At 61.5% G+C, this 22,199-nt stretch carries 28 protein-coding genes and 1 pseudogene; 1 reads left to right on the top strand and 28 read right to left on the bottom strand.

Annotated features, from left to right (window positions below; translation table 11 throughout):
* From LOL23_RS01325 to terL, 28 genes and pseudogenes are all read right to left on the bottom strand, one after another.
* Positions 1-675, bottom strand: coding sequence for a hypothetical protein (locus tag LOL23_RS01325; protein WP_237173055.1), 675 nt, complete (start codon positions 673-675; stop codon positions 1-3).
* A gap of 999 nt (positions 676-1,674) precedes the next feature.
* Positions 1,675-2,544 (bottom strand): hypothetical protein, encoded by an 870-nt coding sequence (locus LOL23_RS01320; RefSeq protein WP_237173054.1) that lies wholly within the window; start codon positions 2,542-2,544, stop codon positions 1,675-1,677.
* Between the two features lie 57 nt (positions 2,545-2,601).
* A complete protein-coding gene (locus LOL23_RS01315) occupies positions 2,602-3,258 on the bottom strand; it encodes a baseplate wedge 1 family protein (RefSeq protein WP_237173053.1) in 657 nt (218 codons plus the stop codon).
* Positions 3,258-4,709: a baseplate J/gp47 family protein gene (locus LOL23_RS01310; protein WP_237173052.1), complete on the bottom strand. Its 1,452-nt coding sequence runs from the start codon at positions 4,707-4,709 to the stop codon at positions 3,258-3,260. Before LOL23_RS01310 ends, LOL23_RS01315 begins: the two co-directional genes overlap by 1 nt.
* 12 nt (positions 4,710-4,721) lie before the next feature.
* Positions 4,722-5,084, bottom strand: a complete 363-nt coding sequence (locus LOL23_RS01305; protein WP_237173051.1) for a contractile injection system sheath initiator — start codon at positions 5,082-5,084, stop codon at positions 4,722-4,724.
* Positions 5,084-5,701, bottom strand: a complete 618-nt coding sequence (locus LOL23_RS01300; protein ID WP_237173050.1) for a Gp138 family membrane-puncturing spike protein — start codon at positions 5,699-5,701, stop codon at positions 5,084-5,086. Before LOL23_RS01300 ends, LOL23_RS01305 begins: the two co-directional genes overlap by 1 nt.
* Positions 5,701-6,612, bottom strand: a complete 912-nt coding sequence (locus LOL23_RS01295) for a phage protein (protein WP_237173049.1) — start codon at positions 6,610-6,612, stop codon at positions 5,701-5,703. Before LOL23_RS01295 ends, LOL23_RS01300 begins: the two co-directional genes overlap by 1 nt.
* A complete protein-coding gene (locus tag LOL23_RS01290; RefSeq protein WP_237173048.1) occupies positions 6,593-6,925 on the bottom strand; it encodes a phage baseplate plug family protein in 333 nt (110 codons plus the stop codon). The genes LOL23_RS01295 and LOL23_RS01290 overlap by 20 nt, the downstream gene beginning before the upstream one ends.
* Positions 6,922-7,500, bottom strand: coding sequence for a phage baseplate protein (locus tag LOL23_RS01285; RefSeq protein ID WP_237173047.1), 579 nt, complete (start codon positions 7,498-7,500; stop codon positions 6,922-6,924). The genes LOL23_RS01290 and LOL23_RS01285 overlap by 4 nt, the downstream gene beginning before the upstream one ends.
* Positions 7,501-7,542: 42 nt before the next feature.
* Entirely contained in the window at positions 7,543-8,628 is a 1,086-nt protein-coding gene (locus LOL23_RS01280) for a hypothetical protein (RefSeq protein WP_237173046.1), read from the bottom strand.
* A gap of 34 nt (positions 8,629-8,662) precedes the next feature.
* Positions 8,663-10,441 carry a tape measure protein gene (locus tag LOL23_RS01275; RefSeq protein ID WP_237173045.1) on the bottom strand — a complete coding sequence of 593 codons (1,779 nt, stop codon included), beginning with the start codon at positions 10,439-10,441 and terminating at the stop codon, positions 8,663-8,665.
* An 8-nt stretch (positions 10,442-10,449) separates the two neighbouring features.
* Positions 10,450-10,578, bottom strand: a complete 129-nt coding sequence (locus LOL23_RS18935; RefSeq protein WP_255772629.1) for a hypothetical protein — start codon at positions 10,576-10,578, stop codon at positions 10,450-10,452.
* Positions 10,579-10,607: 29 nt separating this feature from the next.
* Positions 10,608-11,066, bottom strand: a complete 459-nt coding sequence (locus tag LOL23_RS01270; protein WP_237173044.1) for a phage tail assembly chaperone — start codon at positions 11,064-11,066, stop codon at positions 10,608-10,610.
* Positions 11,066-11,494 carry a phage structural protein gene (locus LOL23_RS01265; RefSeq protein WP_237173043.1) on the bottom strand — a complete coding sequence of 143 codons (429 nt, stop codon included), beginning with the start codon at positions 11,492-11,494 and terminating at the stop codon, positions 11,066-11,068. The genes LOL23_RS01270 and LOL23_RS01265 overlap by 1 nt, the downstream gene beginning before the upstream one ends.
* Positions 11,495-11,506: 12 nt before the next feature.
* On the bottom strand, positions 11,507-12,193 hold the full coding sequence (locus LOL23_RS01260; RefSeq protein ID WP_237173042.1) for an HNH endonuclease: 687 nt from the start codon (positions 12,191-12,193) through the stop codon (positions 11,507-11,509).
* Positions 12,194-12,208: 15 nt separating this feature from the next.
* Complete coding sequence (locus tag LOL23_RS01255) at positions 12,209-13,576, bottom strand: DUF3383 family protein (protein ID WP_237173041.1); 1,368 nt, start codon at positions 13,574-13,576, stop codon at positions 12,209-12,211.
* Positions 13,577-13,637: 61 nt separating this feature from the next.
* Positions 13,638-14,141: a phage neck terminator protein gene (locus tag LOL23_RS01250; protein WP_237173040.1), complete on the bottom strand. Its 504-nt coding sequence runs from the start codon at positions 14,139-14,141 to the stop codon at positions 13,638-13,640.
* Entirely contained in the window at positions 14,138-14,488 is a 351-nt protein-coding gene (locus LOL23_RS01245; RefSeq protein WP_237173039.1) for a hypothetical protein, read from the bottom strand. The genes LOL23_RS01250 and LOL23_RS01245 overlap by 4 nt, the downstream gene beginning before the upstream one ends.
* Positions 14,485-14,655, bottom strand: coding sequence for a hypothetical protein (locus LOL23_RS01240; protein WP_237173038.1), 171 nt, complete (start codon positions 14,653-14,655; stop codon positions 14,485-14,487). Before LOL23_RS01240 ends, LOL23_RS01245 begins: the two co-directional genes overlap by 4 nt.
* Positions 14,652-15,098, bottom strand: coding sequence for an HK97-gp10 family putative phage morphogenesis protein (locus LOL23_RS01235; protein ID WP_237173037.1), 447 nt, complete (start codon positions 15,096-15,098; stop codon positions 14,652-14,654). Before LOL23_RS01235 ends, LOL23_RS01240 begins: the two co-directional genes overlap by 4 nt.
* A 2-nt stretch (positions 15,099-15,100) precedes the next feature.
* Positions 15,101-15,475, bottom strand: coding sequence for a DUF4054 domain-containing protein (locus LOL23_RS01230; protein WP_237173036.1), 375 nt, complete (start codon positions 15,473-15,475; stop codon positions 15,101-15,103).
* A 2-nt stretch (positions 15,476-15,477) separates the two neighbouring features.
* On the bottom strand, positions 15,478-15,783 hold the full coding sequence (locus LOL23_RS01225; RefSeq protein ID WP_237173035.1) for a hypothetical protein: 306 nt from the start codon (positions 15,781-15,783) through the stop codon (positions 15,478-15,480).
* 19 nt (positions 15,784-15,802) lie between these two features.
* Positions 15,803-16,759, bottom strand: a complete 957-nt coding sequence (locus tag LOL23_RS01220; RefSeq protein ID WP_237173034.1) for a DUF2184 domain-containing protein — start codon at positions 16,757-16,759, stop codon at positions 15,803-15,805.
* 35 nt (positions 16,760-16,794) lie between these two features.
* Entirely contained in the window at positions 16,795-17,226 is a 432-nt protein-coding gene (locus tag LOL23_RS01215) for a structural cement protein Gp24 (RefSeq protein ID WP_237173033.1), read from the bottom strand.
* A gap of 18 nt (positions 17,227-17,244) precedes the next feature.
* The gene (locus tag LOL23_RS01210; protein ID WP_237173032.1) at positions 17,245-18,312 is read right to left on the bottom strand and encodes a DUF2213 domain-containing protein; all 1,068 of its coding nucleotides are present in this window, start codon (positions 18,310-18,312) and stop codon (positions 17,245-17,247) included.
* Entirely contained in the window at positions 18,309-19,175 is an 867-nt protein-coding gene (locus tag LOL23_RS01205) for a phage head morphogenesis protein (protein ID WP_237173031.1), read from the bottom strand. The genes LOL23_RS01210 and LOL23_RS01205 overlap by 4 nt, the downstream gene beginning before the upstream one ends.
* Entirely contained in the window at positions 19,135-20,391 is a 1,257-nt protein-coding gene (locus LOL23_RS01200; RefSeq protein WP_237173030.1) for a phage portal protein, read from the bottom strand. Before LOL23_RS01200 ends, LOL23_RS01205 begins: the two co-directional genes overlap by 41 nt.
* Positions 20,388-21,392 (bottom strand): annotated as a pseudogene (gene terL / locus LOL23_RS19045) (phage terminase large subunit); the annotation flags it as partial. The pseudogene terL and the gene LOL23_RS01200, both read right to left, overlap by 4 nt.
* On the opposite strand from terL, the gene LOL23_RS19040 reads away from it, so the two are divergent.
* The gene (locus LOL23_RS19040) at positions 21,369-22,166 is read left to right on the top strand and encodes an NUMOD4 motif-containing HNH endonuclease (protein ID WP_369414083.1); all 798 of its coding nucleotides are present in this window, start codon (positions 21,369-21,371) and stop codon (positions 22,164-22,166) included. The pseudogene terL and the gene LOL23_RS19040 sit on opposite strands and share 24 nt — an antisense overlap.
* The last annotated feature ends 33 nt before the right edge of the window (positions 22,167-22,199 follow it).

Genomic DNA, 22,199 nt, shown 5'->3' with positions numbered 1-22,199 from the left:
TTACGCCGGCCAGACCACGGCGCGCACGCCGGCGACGGTAGTGGCCACATTGATGGCGTCGCGCAGTCGCTGACGCGTTCCGACCAGCTGCTGGCTGGCAGCCATGAACGCATTGACCTGGTCGAGCGTTAGCTGACGCATCTCCGCCGGCGTGATGCCGCGCGCAGTCGCCAGACCGTCGAGGTACGACGTCGATGCCGCCGGATCCGCCGCCCAGGCGAGCGCCTCGGACTGCTGCACGGGCCACGTCAGGCGCTCGGCCTCTGGGTAGCCGGCTGTCAGCGCGCCGGCCGCTTTTTCGAACGCGGCATTGATCTGCGCCAGTTGTCCGGCCTGCGCCTCGGCCAGTGTGGGTTCTGGCGCCGACGGCGCGTTCATGGTCAACCATGCAGGCAGCGGGCCCAGGCCGTCAAATGACTGCTCCTGATAGTCCGTGCCCAACTCGTACTGGCCGTCGGCCGTGTACAGCGTGTCGCCACGGTGATCCTCGAGAAACTGCCACTCACCGGTACCGGGCTCGCCGTAATTGGCGGCGCCGCGCTCGACCGTACTCGTCCAGCGGGCAACGTGATTGGCCGGAATCTGCGCGGGCGACACAGCGACATCTCCGTGGCCCTTCATGTTGTACGGAGACGGGCCATTCAGCAGGCCGGTGGCATCGGTTTGGAAAAACATGAGTACTCCTGGCCCCGACGGGGCGGTTGATTATTGGGTGGGAATTGAACTGCAAATGCGCGTGTGCTTGGCAGCAAGCAGTTAGACGCGTTCAAATCGCATTACCACAGGCTAAAAACGGAGGCCGGAACCGGCTTCGGCGAGATGGTATTCGCAGACTATGGCTCCGCCAAATCACCCTGGGTGGAGGTCGCCTCGTATGCTATCAATGACCAGGTGGCCCCAGGCTACTTGGCCTCCACCTTCAATGAGGGCGGTAGTGAAACACGGGCGAAAAACACCGCGATGCATCCGGTCGTGTGCCTCTGACTGCAAATGCTCGTGCGCTTGGTTCGAGCCAAGCCCAAGCGGTTCAAAAGCTGCAGTTGATAGGCAGCGGCGCCGATCACATTGTGTCCGCATACGGAGCGTCCGGCGCAGTGATCGCTGATGTCGCCCAAGGGGCTCCAAATTTCTACAGAAACTCGATACTCAGTTTCTCAGTGGGTAGCGGCGCAGACACACGCCCAGGAAACACCGCGCTCCATCCAGTCATAACGTTATGACGGGGTGCAGAGCCGTGTTCTGGGTACGGGTTTCAACAGATGTGCGCGCAACGCGCGACGCGTCAAATACTGACCTAAATGTTCCCAGACCACTGGCCGCCGATTGGATCTGGCGAGCTTCAGTCACGTATGAAAACGCGCCATCCACAGTGGTGCCACCAATCATTGCCCCGACAGTGCCAACGATGTTCTGGATGGCATCAATTTGTTTTGATCCGAGCGCACGAGCATTTGCAGGAATGTGGCCATCTATCTGCAAATGCACGTGTGCTTGGCAGCAAGCAGCTGGACTCCCTCAAAGCGCACTTACACAGCCTTATTCCCAACCTGACGGGAACCGACTCCGCAACTGGCAATTACACAGGCGGAACCAATAATTTCGGCGTTGGCGCTCGGAATACTGGCTTGACAGGCGGCGCAGAAACTCGGTCAGTTAATACGGCACTTCATCCAGTCATAACACTATAGTTGGATGAAGAGCCACGTTGGGGCCGCGTGTCTCAGCACCTCCGGTGCTGGTGGCGTAAATTTGCTGGGTGATGCCGGGTTCGACATCCAATAGTTGCAGGGCGGTACCGGTAGCCAGGGAGGCAAGGCCTACGCTTCGAACGTCCTGATTGATCTGGTGACCATGAGTTCCAATGGCACCTGTCTGTTTGCTACCCAACTCCCTCGCATTTGCAGTGTCAGCGTCAGTACCGGTCGCCCGGATGAACTGGTCGCGCAGATCGGGCAGCCGGATGAGGTTCGCGCCCATGTCACTGAAATGAAACGCTCCCTTCACCCAGGAAGCCGAAGCCTTCATGTGCCCGTTGGCTTCCGCCCACGCGATCAGCGCTGCATATTTGGGCAACGTGCGATCCACGTTCTGTCCTATGAGCAGCTCCTGGTACGGTTTCGGGGAAATCGACGTGCCCCAGTGGAAGTCGCCGACCTCCGCCGATGCGTAGCCCGTGAAGGTGCCGATGGTCTGCCAGAGCAGGATCTGCTGACGGTCGAGTGCAAAAATGATCGGACCCGAATTGACCGCTGGCGCCGTCGCGTAGATCGGAAGGGACAAAGCGCGAATGACCTTGGACAGAGTCGTTGTGTCGCTGGCGGTCATTGTGAGGCTGGCATCGGTCGCCGCCTGCTTGATGTGCGCGAACAAATAGTTCGCCTTTTCGTCCAGGAACTGCTGAGCTCGGTTGAACTGCTCAACCGACGGCGGGACCGAGCCGATGGTGGCCCAGCCCTGCTTGTACTGCGCCTCATCCCAGGCAAAAGCAGTCCCGTCCTGCGCCCACTTGTAATTAAAACCGGTAAAGAATTCGACAGCGGCCATGTTCGCCCCAATAAAAAAGCCACCCGAAGATGGCTGATCAGTCAATGTTGTGTGTGGTCAGACGCTGTGGGCCAGAACGCCCTCGCCAAAGCCGTACAGGCCCTGGCTGATAAACCCGAACGGTTTTTCGTCCGTGTTAGCCAGCAGATCTACCCCGACTCCGGCCAGCGCTGGTACCCATCGCATGGGATTGACCAGCAGCGCCGGGTTCGTGTCGGGCGTGGAGTTGAACCAGACGCCCAGCTTGGCGTTGCCCATATCCCGCACCCGAACGACCGATGCGTCAAAAATGGCTTTGACGGATGCTGCAATCTCGGGCGCCGTGCCGTGTCCGTTGTTCAGGCCGATCTTCCAGTACAGGATCTTTCGGTACTCGGTGTCGAGCAAACGAGTAGACCCCGCAATAGCGGGCTCGTACTGCCGTCGCAGACGGGCTTTGCCGAACCCCATCACATCTGGCTGGCCATCAAAACCGAAGAACTGCACAAAAAGCGTATCGTCTATCTCGCGAGACTGACCGACGATCTCACCGATACCGTCCAGCTGCCTGCCCACGGCCGTATCGAGCCAGCGCTCGTCGTACAGCGCTTTGAGCTGCTTGTGCGAGAGCGGCGAATATAACGCCCGGACCACCGATTCGAGCCGTGGCGAATCGCCGTACTGCGCAAGGAAGTTTCCCCATGCAATGTCGGCATGGTCTTGATCCAGATCCATCAGGTCACCTCGATACGGCTGGCGTCAAAAAGTGCCTTGGCGATGTCGGCAATCGTGATGTTGGCCGCCGAATAGTCTCCCGAGACCGGCGTGTAGGCCGGGTTACCGGTGCTGGCAAAGGTCAGCTCCACATTGGCAATGCCGGGCGTCTTGTAGATCTCGCAGAAAAAGCGCTGGAGGCGAACATCCTGACCGATTACGTGGGCCTGGCCAGTGGCAAGGATCGCTGCGCGAATCTGGTCGAAACCATCCGAGGGAAACGCCTGCTCTTCGGGCGGCAGCAGTGTCACCACCGCCTTGACCCATACGTATACAGGCGTCGGTCGATCGAACTGGATGATCTGCTGGCCCTCGGCCGTGGCTAATGTCCTAGTGACAGCGCCGTTCGTATCGATTCCGCCGCCCTTGTACTTGTAGAGGGCAACTGCAATATCGTCGTCAATGCCTCCGTCCACGATGACATGTACGCTGTGAGGCTTCCTGCCGGCCGCATCCACGATGTCAGTTTTGTTGTCGAACACGCGAATGTCAGTGATGCCCGGCACGTCATTGAGGATGTTCGGCCCAATGCTTGGCAGAGTGCCCGCGCCAAATCGAAAGACCCCCAGCCGGTACCGGGCCCGCAACTGGGCGTCCGTCTCCTGTAGCCGGCCAACGGATCCTTCCTGCAGGTTGGTCACGCGGGTCCAGCCGGTGGTGAGAGTGACGATCGTATTCAGATCGCCTGGCTCGGCCACCTCAGGGATGACATCGACCGTTTGCGCCAGCACCGCGGAGCCCAGCTCGGAGAACGTGAGGTTGGCGGTCAGCGTGATGTTCACGCCTACCTTGGCCGTGGATACCAAGCGCAGCGCCGCACCGTCATTGGCGACCTGCAAGCCGCTGGTCGCGAGCGCCGCCGTCAGGCCGGCCAGGATCTCTCCCCCCGTCGCTGTGGCATCCGAGACATAGCTATAGGCCGTGGCGTCCACCGTGATGGTGTAGGTGCTCGAACTCTGAATGGTGGGCACGATACGCACATCGGCAGCCGCCGCGGCGCTGATGGTCACGGGCGCGGTCGTCTCCCAGATGCTTTGCGTGCTGCGGTGCCGGATCTGGCTGCCGGCGCCGATGACGGTACCGGCAATGCCATAGGCCACCACATACGCTTGGGAACGCTCGGCTTGCAGGCGTTTGACCCCAGAAAAGGACACCGAGCGATCAAGCGCGGCACCCACTGCAGAGCCCGGGTACATCGCATAGTAGACGCCCTCGCCCATCTCCCAAAGCGCCGCCTCACGGTCTGCGAACGTGTCGATCACCACGCCCATGACCGAATCGGGCCGAGTTTCAATGTCGTCGGGCAGCCCTTTGGCGCGCAGATTCGCGCGCATGGTGTCGATGATCTCCGCCCGGATCTCGGGCAGGCGCGGACGCACGAATCCATCGGGGGTGATTCCGTAATCGGCCATCGTTGAAGTTTCCTATCGTGTTACCGAGACTGATATCAGCCCTTCGGTAGTCTGAATGTCGGGCAGCGTGATGCGTCCCTGGCGCGCCCGAGCGTCGAGTTCGACCTGTACAGATGGCACAGCCGTCACGCCCGGCACATCGCGAACCTTGGCGCGGATGATGTTTTCGATCTCGGCACGGTTGGGCGTCTTGATCATGATCTTTTCCAGGTACGGGATGCCCCAGGAGACATCCAGGAACCATTCGCCGAGGAACGTCAGGAGGGTCACCTCGATCTGCTGGCGCACGCGCTGCGCGCCATCGATGAGCACCAGGTCATTTGTCTTGGACAGCGCGAGGTCGTGCCTGCGGTCCAGTTTGATGTCGATACCCATCAGAGCGGCTCCCCAGTCGTGCCGCCACTATCGCCCGGGTGCTTGTGGTGGACCAGGCTCACGCCGTTGGCGATGACGTCGCCGTTGATCTGCGCCGTTTGCGTGCCGCCAGAACCGATCATGCCTTGGGTGTAGGTCAGCAGCCCGTTCACGGTCGTCGGTGCGTTGATCGTCAGGCTCGGTGCATCGATCGTGATGTCCCCGCTCGGAGCGATCTTGAGCGTACCAGCGCCATACTGGACCGTCACATTGTCCGGATCTGCGGACACGCCCGGACGCATCACCGGGGACGCGAAACAATCGGTCAGGTCGAATTGTCGTGGATCATCAGGGGCCTGATCTGAACCGGACAGCCAATTCTCCAGGCTACGCTGGGAGAACGTGAGCCGCACTGGGTCGCCTGGTTTGAGCGGTACCGTGATCTGGGCTCGGCCACCGTCGGCGATCGGCCAACACACGGGCACCTGCACAATCTGTGGCGCTGCGAGGGTCTCGCCGTTGGCCAACTGCTTGGGCATGGCCGGGCGCACCGTGGCGGTCGTGCCGTCATAGGCGACGATGACGCCAGGCAGGCAAACATTCAGGTCGGCCAGCACGGCTGCAATCAGTTCGTTCATTACTGCTTCCTCGGGGGAGCGTTACGCTCGACCAGTTCCAGTTCCGTCTGCCAGTCGCCCGGCCCGCCCCAGTCGCCGACATGCTTAAGCGATTCGATCCGGAACCAATCCTGGACCGTGCGCGACTCCAGTTTGACCAGGTCGCCCGGGTTCAGCGTAGGCAGCAGGAGGGATGTCACGCGCCAGCCATCCACCTGCTGGCGGGCCGACACGATGTTCCTGTTGTCGCCCGTTCTCTGATCCCTGACCTTTGCCTTCTCCCTGGCGCCCTGGCGCGTGCGCTCGGGGTGGCCGATAAGGCCAGAGCTCGCCGAAAGGACAAAGCCCTGGCGCGTCGTCGTGCCGCGCCGGGAGATCACCTGTAGCTCGCCGTTCTGGATGCTCCATTCAAGGCCAGTGCCCTGCACCACCTTGTGTAGCGCCACCCGGGCCGCGCCGTAGTAGGAAAAGCCGTTCTGCCAGACCCGATCCGGCGCATCATCGGCCATGACCAGGCGCAGGCCCATTTGGCGAGCCATGTCGGCAATGATGAGCCGCGCCCGCGTGCCAGGGCCATAGCCCAGGCTCACCACGGTGTCGCGGATCTGCGCGTAGCCGTCCAGGACGTCCAGCTCTGTGACGACGTCGGGCCCGTCAAAATACGTCCAGCCCTGCAGCACGGTACCGTAGGCGATGAGCAGTGGCCCATCCTCCTCGGCGTACCCGGCATACAGAGCCGCCACATTGTCCGGCTCGACGATGGCGTCGCGCGTCTCTTTTTTTAGGTTCCAGACGCGGATTTTGATCTCATTGGGCTCCTCCTTCGTGTCCTTGGAGATATCGAACGTCATGCGCAGCGGCGGCACAATCTCGACGCCCCTGCCACCGGCCGGCCCAATAAGCAGCCGATAATCACGATTGAAGCGTGGCAACCTCGGCCTCCGTCAGGTAATACAGCGTCGCGGCGCCGGCGAGAAACGTATCTCGACCCAGCACCAGGTCATTGTTCAGGGCGTACACAATGAATTCGCCGGGCGGCACAGCCAGGTGGCGGAACTGGTCGAGCAGCGGTGAGTTGGGCACCAGCACAACGCCGGTCAGCACGGCCTGGCTGCCTGCATCCTGGGTCGCCATGGTCCAGATCCCGGCCTCGCTGTTCCAATCAAAGCGCAGGAAGTAGGTTCGGTCCTCCAGGCTCGCTTCGATGACGAATGAGTTCTGGTCTATCAGAGGGATCGTGATCATGTGCCCCACCCGGTTTTTCTGGCCAGTTCGGAAGGAGGCGGCGTGCTGCCGGCCGCGCCGCTGCCACCAGAGGCAACCTTGCCCCCCTTCTCGGCCGTCTTGCCAGCCTTGCCCTTGGCGCTGCCCTGGGCTTTCTCAGGCGGGATGTCCGCCGTTTGCAGCTGCGTCTTATCGATCTTGCTGAACTCGCACGAGAGCGTGATCTTCTCGCTTTCGTTGGTGCGCGAGATCTTGGCGTTCTCCATGGCGAAATCGGCATACACATCGGAGCCGGTCACCACGGTCACAGGTAGCCTCTGCTCATGGATCAGCCGCATGGCCTCTTTAGCCGCGATGAGCTTGGAACGCCCGCCGGCGCCCAGAAGAAGGATGCCGGCGGCCGTCACCGTGCCATGTAGCGCCAGGCGCTCGGGCTCGCGGGTTATGTGGTCCGAGATGTTCGTGCCGTCCTCCACCGGGTATTTTGTGGCAGTGGAGGTGAGCTCAGTGTCCTCGGAGAGCAGTGCATCGAGCGGCAAGCTGCCGATCATTGATTGCGCGCCGCCCAGGCCGAATAGAAGGGAGAGAAATGCCATGAGAGTCGTCCATAAAAAAACCGCCCGAAGGCGGTCTCTGTTTCAGCGTGGAGATATCTCGGGTGGAGACATTCCTCGATCATCGAAGACACAGCGGCCTCTATGAGGGAGCACGTTGCCCAGCCCATTCTTGGCTTCGAAGTCGATATTCACAACAACGTTGCCGCCCGGCGCTCTATAGACTGTCGTGCCACCAAAATTAGCGTCAAACGTCGAGGGAAACTGCAACCCAGACCGGATAGATTTTGTGCACATCTCCGTCATTGCACTGTCGCTGTATTTTGAAGTCGTCTCGTTCTTAGACATCAACTTCTGACTAGCCTTGATGTCAGCGTCACTTACGTAGAACCGATTACCGTTCTTGCAATCAGCAAAGAAAACAATGCTGCTGGGCGGCTTGCTACGCCCCGATAGTTCGATCAACTCAAGGCTGTCGCATGTGCCGGAATCGATCACCAGCTGTGCAGCCGCCGGCGTCAGACTATTGATGCGATCCACGCCCTTTTGCCCCCATTGCTTGAAGGTCTTTGGGTATTGGGCCTTCGTGATCTTCTGGATCGCGCCATCAGCAATTACACCTTTCGGCTCGGCAGGCGCAGGCCGTAAATCTTTGACGGGCGCTACCGGTGTCGCCGATTGAGCAGAAGTCGCCGAATCCTTCGGAGCGGCGATGGCGGCGCTCGTTGAACTGGCCGCGGGAGAACTAGGAGCCGGCGCCGCTTCCTCGGAGCTTGGCGATAAAACGCCGTAGCCGACGATGGCTAATGCTCCAACAAGAGCAATCTGCTTGATTCGCTTTTGGCGCAGGAGCCTCTTTTGGACGTATAGCTTGTAGCTATCCGAACGTGCAACGGCGTCGGCGCGCCTGCTGTCCAGGTCTTCCTGAACGTCGAACAGCGCACCTCGAATGCGGAGGTACTCATCTTCGGTCAGTTGGGTAAGCAGCCGGCGTCCATCAAGGAAGCGAATCTTCACAAGGGAGCCCTTCTTAGTCTCTTCTTGCAGCTCGATTTCTTCGATATGGACGTAGAGAACAGTCTCGCCCTTCTTTCTATCACCAAAAATGAAGCAGTCACTCGACGCCCAAGATGGGACCGTAATCGGGAAATCCCCAGCGACGACTTTCACATCAACCCCTCAAATTGTAATTATTCGCTACATTCTAAGGCATTGCCTCGACATTTGGGGTCAGAAAGCCGGGGGGCACGACGGGAACTGCCGGGCCAAAGCCCCGGTTGACACCCTGTTCGGCGGCTTTTCCTACCGTCGCGGGATTGCCGGCAACGCCGTTGATTATGATCTCGGTACGCCTATTGTCGGTGGTCGAAATCGGAGCACTACCACCTCGCTGCATCGTCGACGGCCTGACGCCGAAGAAGTCGCCTACTCGACTCACGCCATTCGATAGCCAGTCCGGCACCATGCCGGCAAACAAACTCTTGAGCCATGCTCCCTGCTCCTTGAACCAGTCGAGTAGCCGCTGAAAGTCGGACTTTATCTCGGTCCAGGACTGGGCGGCGCCTTCGGTGAAGGCATCCCACAGGTCTTCACCAGCCTGCCTGATATCGCCCCAATAGCGAATCAGGATGAGCGCGACAACGCCAATGGCCGTAGGTATCCAACCAATGAGCAACGCAACGCCAGCGATGACCGTGCCGATGGTGCCCCACTTCGAGAGCCATTCACCGAGGGATTCGGAAGCACCGCCCAACGCGTCTTTTATAGAGGCGAGGAAACCTTTGACCGCATCGACTTGCGTTTTCCAAGCCTCGGAACGGCCAATGATGGTGCCCAGCACAGATTCTCCGCCGTGCAGCCACGTGAGTACATCGTCACCGATCAGCCGGATAGACTCCAAGATGGTGTACATCCGCAGGAACGGCCAAAGCGCCGCCATTGAGGCCCCGCGCATAGCTTTGAGCAACGGCAGCAGCCTCATCACGCCGGCGGCGAGGAGTGCCATAGCACCGATGCGCACGATCTCGGCCATATTCTCGGCGATGAGCCGGGCGACCACGTAAAACGACTCGCTGGCGGCCGTGGCGCGGTTCATTTGGTTAATGAACCGGCCCCAGGCGTTGCGAATGAGCGTCATGCCCCGACCGAACGTCTTTGGCATGCGGTCGAACTCTTCGTTGATCGACGCGCCCAGCTTGAGCAGCCCGTCGGCCAGCGCCTTGCTGGTGATCTTGCCCTCTTCGCCCAGCGCCCGCAACTGCCCAACCGATACACCAAAGGAGTCGGCCACGGCCTGGGCCAGGCGCGGCGCCTGCTCCAAAATGGAGTTCAGCTCATCGCCACGCAACGTGCCCGAGCCCAGCGCCTGGCCAAGCTGGGTAAGCGCGGCCTGTTGGCCTGCCGCAGAACCCCCGCCGATGGTGAGCAGCTTGCCAATGGTGTCGGTCAACTGCAGCGAATCGTCCAGCGCCAGCCCCAGCTCCTTGCGGTTGCGACTGATGCTGGTAAACAGGTCGCCCGTAGCAAGAAAGTCCTGGCCGGACGACTGGGCCGTTGCGTACAGCCGTTCCATGGCAATGCGCTGCTCGTCTACGCTGTCGGTGGCCAGTCCGATGCGTGCCTGCACGCCTGACCACTCGTCCGCCAACTGCGCGACGGCTACCACGCCAACACCGGCAAGTGCTGCCCGGATGTAGCTGCCCAACATCGAGTAGCCGCCGCCAATCTCGCGCACGTTCTGCACAGACTGACGCTGCTCGCGGTTCAAACGGCGCTGCTCACGAATGCCCTGCCATACCTTGCCCGGCACCAAGCCGTACTCGTTCAAGGCATTTCGCACACCTTCGCGCCAGCCTTGCATGGCCGCGCGTCCGATGCCGCCTACCTGGCGCCCGACAGTCTGCGCCTTCTGGGCGTATTCCGTCAGGCCGCTCCGATCGACCTGGTAGCGCAGCAGTGTGACAAGCTCGCGAACAATTGCCATGGCTATCTCTACTTTCCCTTCTCATAGGCCGCCGCTTCCGCGGCAGCCTGGGCGTCCAACAGGTGATTGAGTTTGATCAGGTCCAGCAGCAGGACCTCGCGTCGGCGGATCTCGCCGACCGAAGCCTTGCCCGCCAACACCGGACGCCAGATGAGGAACTCGCGCTCTATTTCTGGGCGATAGCGCCCGACAGGCCTGCTTGAAGCTGGCTCAGGTCCAGACCAGTACGGCTGAGCCAGCGCATAAAAGGCCCGGCGAAATTGATCCGGATGACGTGGGCCAGCAGCTCCAGAATGTCGGTAAACTCCCGGAACGCCATCGCCTTGGCCGCAACGTCCAGTGGCATATCCGCCCCGTTGATCTCGACCGAGATCGTGTCGCGCGTGAGCAGCCGGTCGGCCCAGTACTTGAGCTGCTTGCCGTCCAGCTTGGTTGAAAGCTTTTCGATGGCCCGGCCCATGGCCGCTTCGCCATCATCCTGACCGGCCGCAACCGAGATGAGTTCGCCCAGCGCCGGCAGCAGGTCCTTCTGCAGGTCGCCGAACGCAGCCAGCGCCTCGAACGCGTCCATGGGCGTGACGAAGAAAAGGGTCTCTCCAACCGTCACTTCAATCGGCTTTGCCATCAGTCATTACCCCCGTTCGTGAACTGGCCGACGGCCTCCAGCGCCCACTCCTTGGCCTCCAGGCCTTTGGAGAAGGTCGCACGCGCCTTCTTGACCACCCAGCCGGTGCCGGCAAAGAGCGTGGTGCCACGCAGGTCAGTAACTGCGATCGGCACGGCGCCATTGCCTCCAGAGAGCCGATCGGCATCATGCAGCGCCGACAGAACGTCGTTCGAACGGCTGGTTTGCTGCAGGGTCACTGTGATGGTGTGCCGAGGATCCAGGCTCATGGCGCGTGCCACGTCCCCGTAGGCGCCCGCCTCGCTGGTCACGCCATCGCCCATCGGCTCGATGGTGATAAACGTGCCGTCGGCGGTACCGGTCACCGTATGCGGCCCGATGATGACCTTGACCTGGTCGGGGGAATACGTTTTGAGATCCTGAGCCATAACTGTTCCTTATTAAACAGATATCCATTGATAAGCTTTTCCGGTCGATATGTCAGACAGGAGTGTTTTTGATATTCCGTGAGCTGTGCGTATTTCTGCGCGACTGCAGCCAGCAAGAAGTGATCGTTTGATGCTCGCCGCTTGAGTATCTGTAAGCGCCCTTGCGCCGATATTTGCCCGCCGCGTCGCACCAAGTTCTACCGGTGGTTCCCCACAAACAGCGCGGGCCCATGTAACTCCGCGTATTGATTGACGTGCAATGTCATAGCTGACATCGAACAATCGCGCTGTCTCTCTGATGCTCCCATTGTCGCGATACGCCTTTCGCATTCCCGCGATTTTCTCTGCAGATACTGAAGCAGAACAATAAGCGCCTCCCCGAAAGCGGCCTTCGCGCCCCTTATCGAACATATCGACTACGTTTTCTTTTTGTGTGGCGGCCACAAGATGGCGGGGATTGACGCAAGACGGGTTATCGCAGGTGTGCATTACGATTTTCCTCGTGATGTCATCCCCGCGCAAAGCGCATGCGAAGCGGTGCGCATAGACAATCATGCCATTAAGAAAAAATTTCCCGTATCCGAATGAATTTTTATGCGCACGCCATTCCCAGCAAGCTGGCTCATTGTCACGATGCACTTTGGCCCAAAACCTAATTTCATCTGACGGCTTGATGTCCGCTATAGGCGAAAAATCCATTTTTCATTGCTCCGCTTAGAAGTCGTAAACCAGAGATCCCTTGATCTCAGTAGTATTAATTGCGCCAGCCAGGCGGGCGGTGAACTTGACGTCGCGCAGGATGCGGTTGGCCTTGTCGTTGGTGAGCACCTGGCTCGCGCGCGGCAGCGTGATCGTGTAGGACGGGATGATCTTGTCGTTCTCGTCCAGTGCTTCAGGCGCGATACCGCCGCGACGCACGTTCAGGTCCAGCGGATCTCGGATTGCGTTGCCAATAAGTTGGATGCCCTCGTCCGTATAGGGCACCTTGCCTGTGGAGTTCGTCGCGCGCACGATGACACCCACAGCGGCCACCTTGATCTGCTCCACCAGCTGGTCGCGCAGGCGGATGACGTCGATCCACTCGCCGGCGGCCACGCGCCCGCCTTGGGTCACGGCGAAGTTGCGGAACATCTCGAAGGTGGTCGCATTCTTGCCCTTGGCCGTCAGGTACTGCCCTTCGGAGAGTGGGCTGATCGTGATGCCAGCCATCTGGACGTTGGACCAGGATTCCGCGCCAGCGTAGTACGTGAAGCGGTTGCTCATGAGCGCAGCTTCGGGGTACTGCGTTGCGGCCTGCTCACTGAACATGACGAAGGTGCGGAAGTACTGGTTGTTCTTCAGCTCCGTGGCAATGTCGGCCGTCGAGCCCGAGTCAATCACGTTCGGGTCGCTCGAGGCGGTACCGAACAACTTCTCGTTGGCCTCGGCCCAAGCTGCAGCGTTCTTCACGTCGGTGGTGTCGCGGCTGGTAATGACCAGACCGTACCAGTTCTCCATCTCGCTGTTTACCGCCGCCAGCGCGTCTGTGGTGGTCTCGGTGCTGGGCGTAAGCGCCATAGTCATATCGCCGGCTGACACCTGCAGCGCCATCGCGGCACCGGCGACGTCGTTGGTGATCGTGACCACAGCTCCGACGGCCGCGGCAGTGAATGGGGCTGCCGTAGCGTTAATCGCTGCGGCCAGGCCGCTTGCGATCAGCGTGGTTGTGTCCGAAACCAGCCCGGGGTAGGTTGCTGTAGTCGTCTGCTGCGTGCCGGCGATGTCGCGCCACTTGAGCGCCACCGAGTAGGCCGTTACGGCTGCTGCGTTGACCGTGATCTTGGCCTCGTTGGTCTGCCGGCGGCCAATATACACCTGGCGCACGGCCGGGATCTGCGAAAACGCATCGCGTGCGGCAAAGTACAGCGGATCGGTGGACGGCAGGCCCAGATCGAGCAGTTCGTCCGCGCCGGTGATGACCAGAGCGCGCGTGGTAGACAGCACATGGCTGCCAAGAATCAGCATGTCGTTGAAGGAACGTTCGGTGATGGCGGTGGTCCCCAGCGAGATCACGACATCAGCGATGCGGTTCAGCTTGGCCATAGGTGGCTCCAATGAAATAAGCCACCTGGCGGGTGGCTATGGGTGAGACGGAGGTATGTGGTTAAACGATGAGGGTTGCTTCGAATGGCTGTGACGGAAGTTCGTCCACCTGCACCGATCCGATGACGGTTTCGATGTAGCCTACGTCCTCGACCAGCGAGCCGACGTAGTTCGCTGTAATGTCCAGGATGGCACGATCTTCGAAGGCCTGGTTGTCCATCAGCGCCGGTACCGACTGAAGGAGGTCGACGGACAGGATGCCGATATTGCGCGCCTCGGCGTCGGTGGTGGCCGCATCAGTCGCAAGCGCCATGGCCAAAGTGTCGAGCACGTCCCACGCGCCCGGGCCGTAGCATTGAATCTGGATCTGGACGGTGCGATAGGCGTAGAGCGTGCGCAGGCCATCGGCGCCGACGTCGCCCTTGTGCACCGGCAGCGGCGTGCCTGGTGTGACCTGGATCGTGGCAAAGACCGGCGCTGCGCGCGGCCCGTTGTCGGGCAGCTGCACGAGCGGCACCGTGAGCAGCGACTCGAAGAACTGGAAGAAGGTCAGATCAATGCTCATGGCGACCTCGGTATCATGCCGGCCAGATAGCGGTAATGCTTGAGCGCCGTCGAGCGCCACGGGGAGACGGCCACGAGCAGGTACCGTTCGCCTTCCCAGAGCAGAATGGCGCCGTTGGTGCGGTCCTCGCCGGCCACAGGCAACCTTGCGTCGGTGTACAGGCGCACCAGCCGCTCAATTCGCCGCCCCGATTGCTCGGCCTGCAGTTGGTCGTAGTCGCCCTTGGTAGCGGGCTGCACACTGCCCAGAATCGTGATGGCCGGCAGATCGGCGCCGTCCTGCCAGATACCGTTCACGCGCGAGCCTTCGCTGCGCGGGATGATGGTCTGTGGGGTGCGGATGGTCACTTTCTTGCCTTACGTTTCGGCTTGGACGCGGTCACCGCAACCATGGCCGGCGGCGTGACAGGGGTCTGCTCCTTCTGGATAACCCAGCCCTCGCGCTGTAGAACCCTTGCTGCCTGCTCACTGGCAGATATCTGCTTACCGCCGCGCGTTAGAGTGATCGTGCTCATTTTTTCAGTACCTCATAGCGAACGGCGTTGACCAACTTGCCCTTGTCGATCAGGGGCACGCTGCTGCCCTTCCTTTTGATTGTGGCCGGGGCGTTGGGCTTGAACTCGCCCGAGCGGATGTGGGCCTGCTGACGCCCCTGGTACCACTGCCCGAGGGTCTCGAGTGCCTGAGCCGCATTAGCGCCGTCTTCAACCTTCCTGGCCAGGTGGTCCATGACGGTTGCGATGTCCTCGCGGTACTTCTCAGCCGCATTACGCATGAACGGCCGCGGCGGGATGTGCCGAGTGCCGTACTCGTTGTAGATGGCAATATCGAGCATGTCGGTGCCGTCCTGGCTGTCCGTTCCTGCCTGGATGCCCACCTTCACGCCAGAACCCGCGAGCGCATCAGTCTGGCGCAGCAGGGCATCGAGCCCGTGATCGATGATTTTGACGTTGGCCATGGTCAGCAGCAGTGCGATCGCCAGTTGCTGGCGGTGATGGCGCCGACCCCGCACAGCCTGTTCAACTTGTTCCAGCGCCCGTAGAACCCGAGCGGATCGGTCAGATCGCCGCCATCCGCGCCGCTACCGTAGGTCACGGCAACATCGCCCTCTTTCAGGCTTTTTACGCCTGCGGGGATGACGCCGCCTTCCTGCTGCCGCAGGCGGCCGTACAGGAGCCAGGCAGCGTAGAGCAACTGCGCTTCGTCCTGCTTGGCCTCTGACAGGCAGGCTGGTCGGTATGCTTCGGCGAAGGTCAGTGCCTTTTGCTTGTCTGCCAGCGGCATGCCGGCCACCGCCGGGGCCATGAAATCGAGATCTTCGACGGTGGCCGCCATGGTTACTGCCCCTTCCCGGCTTGGCCAGCCAGCGCCGCCTCATACAGGCCGCGCAGCGTCTCCGTGCTGGCGTTGCCAGCGTAGGAGACGCCCAGCTTATCGAGCTCGACCTTGAGCTCACCGGCGCGCATGTCGCCGGCGGTCTTCTGGCCGTCATCGCCGGCGTCCTCGCCGGCAGCAACGAGCGCGCCGGACTTGAGCAAGCTGGCAACGGCTTTCTCGGGCACGTCGGCACTCTGGTTGGGGCCGATGCGCACGTAGTCGTTATCCACCAGGACGTTGACCAGGCAGGGGTTCGGATTGGTCACTTTCATCGCGTTCGCCTCCTTAGATGCCCACGGCCTTGGTGAAGGCCAGCGGATAGTGGACGGACACGCCCCCGGTACGCGCCAGGCACGGCACCACCAGTTCCAGGTTGCGGGCCTGTGCCGGCAGCTGGTTGAACGGCATCACGAGTTCCAGGCTGGCGTTTTCCTCGCTGAACTCGCCGATGATTGAGAGCGACTGTCCGCCCACATCCTGCAGCTCAGACAAGCCGAGGATCTGCAGGTCGGGGTAGTTCTCGCGAACCACCGTGTAGGCCGACTTGCCGCCGGTGTCAGCGACATACTTGCGCTTCATCGCGGCCAGCGCGGTGGCGGGAATCGCCAGACGGTTGGGCATATGCACGTCCTTGGACTGGGTCGTGATCGCGGCGTACAGGATGTCCACGTCCGCCACGATCTGCGCAGCGGTCGTCGCCGCGTTGGCCCAGGCTCCCGTCAGCCCCGCCGTGGTGCCGATGTTCGGGTGATTGGTAATGCCGTACAGGCCATAGTCGGCGTCGCCAACCATCGCGATCTGGTTTTGCTTGACCTCGATAGCGCGGCGCGCAGCCGTGGCCTTACGCTCGGGCAGCCGGGCGCCCAGGGCGGTGGAAGCGCGCAGCTCGTTGATGTTGTAGCCGTAGCTGTCACCGATGGTGCGAACGGGCACGTTGCGCTCGGTGCCCGAGACATCGGCACGCGGCAGGTCATCGGCATAATTTGCGATGATCTTGGCCATACCCACCATATCGTAGGAACGATAGGTGATGGTTTCGGCCCATTCGGGCGTGTCCGACGAGGTCGGCACCAGCAGCAGCCCGTTCATGGCGGGCAGCTTGCGATCGTAGGTGCGGGCCTTGACGTAGTCCAGCTGGCGCGCAGCGAACACGCCATCGTCCTCGCGCAAGGCGACTTGGCTTTGCGCGGCGAACTGGTGAATGGCGGCGACGTCCGCCGCATCATAGTGCATGTGTTCCATGTTGGTTTCCTCGAGTGATTGGCTCAGACGCTGGCTTAGGCGAACGGATTGTGCAGTTCGACCAGCGCGATGGTTCCGCCCGTCACGGTGACGGCGCCGGAGCGGAACTTCGCGTTGGGCACTGCGGTGTTGGTGTTCAGGTCCGACACGGTGCCATCGGCGGCCGCGTAGACCGAGCCGCCGTCGGTGACGACCTGGGCAGCGGTAACCTTGGCCCAGACGAGCCCGCGCGTCATCACCGAGGCGCACTCGGTCGTGACATAGGTCGCGCCAGGAACCGTGTGGCTGTGCAGCGTGATGCCACGCAGCTTGGTGCCGGCACCGGCCACCAGCAGCCCATTGGCATCGGTGCCGGTCACCACGCCAAAGGCGAGGGTTGCTGCGCCGACGGGGAACGACTCGACACGGTCAGCGCCGGAGTCCGCTTTCATGCCCGCAAAGGCAATGTCCATTTGATCTTCGTACATGAGAACTCCTTCGGGGGATTAATGACGGATGCCCGCCACATACTTGGCGCGCGCCGCGCTGGCCGAGATGGATTGTGTGGGTTGGCCCTCGCCGGCGGGTGCGCCGCCGTGGGCGTCCTGGTTCATCGCCTGACGCGTGGCCGCCACATTAGTGTCGCGGCCCTGTTTCTCGGTGAGCGCCAGGTCGTACGCCGCGGAAACGTAGTCATCGGATTTGCCGTCAAGCTTGAACGCGTCGCCGCGCACCTTCTTAATGACCGCCTCCTGGATCTCGCGGTCCTTGGCATCGGCCTTGAACTGCACGCCCATGTCCGTGGCCTGGGTTTCGAGTTTGATCCGCGCAAGCGCGCCGGCATGCGCATCCTGGCGCACCTGCTCAATTTGCCCGGTGAGCTCCTTGACCTTGGCGTCCAGACTATCTGCCTGGGCCTGAGCCTTGTCTTTGTCCGAATTGGCCGTTGCCAGGTCCTGGCGCAGGCGATTGACTTCCTGAATGACTTCTGGCGCTGCCTCGTAGGACAGGCCACTGTCGAGACGGATCTTATCCATGGTGGATGATTCCTCTGGGTGGTTGGCCGCCTCGTCGGCAGCGTCGAGATTAAGCCGCGCGTTTCCCGCCCGGCCACGTAAAACAAGAGCCAAATGATTCGGCTTGATACTGGTTTGGATCGCGTCGTAGCGCTCACCCTGCGGTGAGACGCCGGGTGTTTCGTCGAAGGTCACCTCGTACCCGCAGGACAACTCCTTCTTGCCGGCTTCCACGGGCGACGGGTCATGGATGACGATGTCTGCCGCCAGATCGTTACCGTCCTGCCGACCCTCGGACATCACCGTGCCGACGATGTGCTGCTTGACGTTCTTGCTGTTGACCTTGCCGGGGTGGCCGTCGGTGATGGGGATGCCTTTGTACGCGCTTAGAGAGTCAGCGGCGAATACGACTTCCGGCGGCCGGTATTCGCGTCGCTCGCGGCCTTGCGGGTCTCGGTAAAGAAAAACGCCAGTCCTGGTGAGAACGGGCGTGTCGATGATGTAGCCGGCATCGTTGCGCGTCGCCTTGATAGGCACCCGGTCGTATCGCATGGTCATGGTGGTGTTCCTAATCGTGTCCGGGAAAAGCCCCGGGCGGGCAGCGGGTCGGTATAGATGAGCCCCTGCAGGTCTTCGAGCAGCGGCAACACCGGCTCGGCCCAGCACCGGCAGTTGATCGGTTCACCTGGGTGGCCGTCTGAGGGCGGATCGTCCCAGGCGATCACCTCGCCTTCGCGCGCGACGTGCTCATCGCGCTCGCGCTCATCCAGGCTGCCACGCCATCTGTAGGAGGTCACGCCAATGCCCTGCTGGCGTGCCCCGGTCAATTGGCCATTGAGCTTGCCGATCTGGTCGCGCGCAATGAGCTCGGCCCGGCGCGCGGTGACGCCGTAATCCTCCCGAATCATCTGCTTCAGGCGCGCCGTGGGCGTGCCCACACGCACCGCGTGGATGATCTTGCCCTGCAGTCGATCCAGCGCCTGCTGCGGAATCGAACGAATCAACCGGATGTTCTCGGCCTCAAACTGGCGCAGCACGTCGACGAGCCATGGTTCAGCCTGAAAGATGTCCACGCCATAAGCAGCCCGCAGGATGGCATGCAGCTGGTCCGCATTAAAACTGCTCACCCGGCGCGCGAAATTGGCCACCTGCTCGGCCACGGCCGGCAATACGATCGCCGCTGCGGCGTCCGCGATAGCCATGCGCAGCCGCTCGTACCAGCCAGTCGCCTCGGGCGTGTCACGCCAGTCGTCCTGGCGCAGCTGGACGAGAACAGGAACCACGACAGCCTCAACGGCGCCGTTCACGTCACGAGCTACGGTGGCCAGATACCTCACGTACTCGCGCTCAATGGCGGCCGGGCGCAGCCACTTGCGTGGCTTACGTGACCGCTGCGTACTGTGCTGAGGTGTCCGCGCCATCGTCCTTTTCCAATCCATAGCGCTCGAGCTGCATCAGGTGCGCGCGCGCTTCTTCCTCACTCACCGTGCCCAGGCCCACGGCAGCGCCCAGCGCATCCATTTCCCGCGCTTCAGCCTCGGCGTTTGCCTTTCTGACCTCCGCGGCTTCCTTGTCCGTCGGGCTTCGTAGTGCCGGCCAGGAGATCTTCCAATCCTCGGGCGGGTCAGAGAATCGGCTCTGGGCGTAGATCAGCGACACGATACGCTCCAGCGCAGGCGTGAGCCGTGTGCGCTGCAGCCCTTCGATCATCTCGTGATAGCCGTCGAAGTCGGCCTCGCCGGTCGCATTCATGCCCCCGGGCGAGCGTCCGAACAGGATCGTGACCGGGATGCCCGTTTCGGCAGACAACCCGACCTGCAGCTCCTGGATGACGTCCTTGACGCCTGAAAGGTTCATGTCCTTGACGTCGTAATCATCTTCGCTGTCGATCGCAACGGTGTTCAGGACGCCACGCACCGAGTCGACGAGATTGATACGCTTCTGGACGACAGGCTCCAAGTCGTTTTGGATCATGTCGGCCAGGCCCTTCATGCCGTAGACAGCCTGCTGCTTTCGCCGGAGAATGCTCACGGCCAGCTGCAACGACTCCTCGTAGCGACTCACTGCCGCAAACGCCTGCGACGCCGCGGATCCGCCCTCCCAGGGGATGCCTCGCAGCCGCATCTTCGCCGGCAGCGGATCGCCCGAAATCTCGATCAAACGAGACTCGTGCACGATGAATGTGGCGCCGCCGTTGTGGATCCGGTAGAACTCAGGCATGCCGAAGTTCGCCTTGCCCGGGTCGCTGTATCGGCGCTCGTCGGCACTTATGTCGACGATGTCAAACACGCGCAACTCCGCGATTTCGCCAAGATTGTCGGGGTTCAGCGGCTTTCTGAGGGTCCCATCATCAGCCACCACCACAATGCCGGCGCCTCCATTCAGTCGTGCCCAGCGCAGGCCGTCGGCCAGGGCCGGCATGACCTTGAGCCGGTCCAGCTCGTCCTGCACCCTGCCGTCGTCGCCCTCAATCTCCACGCCGCGCGCCACGGCCTTATCAGCGGGTTTGTCGATCACGCGACCGTACAGGCCGCCCCGGGCGTACAGCATCGCGGCGTCGTGGCACGGCAAGGCCAATTCGAAACGGCGGTTGCCGATCAAGGCGCTCTCGTAGCCGTCTAGTTTCAGAGTGGTCATTGTGCAAGTGCCATGAATCGGTCAATGTCGTTGCCGCCGAGCATGTCGGCCGCGCAGTCTGCCAGCGTATCGACCTGGTCGTCGTGCGCATGGGTGTCGGTTGCTGTGAAGGCCTCGCATTCGGCGATGAAATCGGCCACCCAGGGCGCATCCTCAGGCAGCACGACAAAACCGCTTTCCAGGTGCCCCTGGATGTCCATCACGCGGCTGTACTTGTCCTGGCCGCGCAGGCGCTGCAGTTCCTTCACCGGAATGGTGTGTTTGGTCTTGAGCTGCTGGATCAGGCCGGTGCCGCTGGCCTTGTCCTCGATCGCGTAGTATCTGAACGCCTTGCCCTGGTACGGCGCGGTTAGTTTCCACTTCGCATGCAGATCCTTCGCCGTCTGCTCCAGCCTCACGGCGTCCAGCTTGTCACGCACGACGTCGAGCAGGTACACGCGCCCGTCCACCCCCATGCCGGCATGCGTAAAGACGGTGTAGTCGTTGTGCTCTTTCGCCTTCTGGGCGGTGTCGACATAGGCGGCGCGCCATTGCAGCGGCGGCACCACCCGATAGCGCGGGAACCACTCGCCGCGGATGATCGCGCCGCCCTTGGGCGTTGGCCGCTGCTGGTACTGGCCGCTGAATATGTAGCTGTTCGAGCGCTTCAGGCGCTTAAGGTCTGCTACGGTGTGCTTGGCCGGCCACAGGGCCCGCTCGGTCGGCAGACCCTCATCGATCAGCGCCTCGAGGCACACATGCTCCCATTCTTCGCCGTTGCCGCCCGCGAGCAGCCACCCAGCCAGATCTTCCTCATGCAAGCGCTGCATGATGACGATGATGGGCGTATCGGGACTGTTGCGCCGCGATTCCAGGGTGTTCTGGAACCAGTCGATGACACCCTTGCGGATGACGTCCGACGTTGCCTCATCGGGCTTGTGCGGGTCATCGATGATTATGCAATTTTTTACCACCAAACCAGATTCGACGGTAAAATTATGATATTCATCGACAGTCAAACAGAAGGTAACATCACCATGCCTGACACGCTCAACGAGAACTGGCTTCCGGTGCCCGGATATGAAGGGCTCTACTCGGTCAGTGACTTGGGGCGCGTCAGAAGCGAGCGCCGTATCATTCCGCGCGCCGGGTCTGAATACGTCCAACCCGAACGAATCCTCAAGCCCAGCAACGACGGTAAGGGTTACTTCCGCGTCAACCTGTCCAGGAATGCCAAGCCCAAGGTTTTCTATATTCACCAGCTGGTCATGCTGTCCTTTGTTGGCCCCCAATCCGAGAGCGCCGACGTGTGCCATGCTGACGGCGACACCAGCAACAACAGGCTCAGCAATCTCCGGTACGATACCCGCGCCGCCAATATCGTTGACAGCCAGAGGCATGGCACTTTCAGCGAAGCCGAGGTGCACCCCTGCGCCATTCTCACGAACGAACAGGCCCTGACGATCTACCACACGACCGGAGTTCCCGCCGACGACCTTGCCAACGCGCACGGAGTGAGCGCCGCCGTCATCCTCCAAATTTGGCGAGGCGAAACGTGGAAGTCTGTCACCGGCGGCATCGATGTCGTTAGAAAGCGAGGCAGACAGACCTACCTGCGAACCAAGCTCACCAGCCAGCAAGCCGACTACGCCATCTCCAACAGGGAGAGCCGAACCGGACGGAAAGACGGCAAAGGCATCAAGCCTACCGCTATCGCATTGGGCGTCGATGCCGACGTCATCCGTGCCTTCTACGCCGCCCTGGACGCAAGGAAGCCGATCATCTACGCTGAGTGAGTCAGCGCGTATCCATCCACGGTTGTCGGTCCA

The organism is Paracandidimonas lactea (genome assembly GCF_021653995.1).
In the GTDB taxonomy this organism is placed as follows: Bacteria; Pseudomonadota; Gammaproteobacteria; order Burkholderiales; family Burkholderiaceae_B; genus Allopusillimonas; species Allopusillimonas lactea.
Note: the sequence above shows the minus strand (reverse complement) of the source record. Positions and strands in the feature narration are given on the sequence as shown.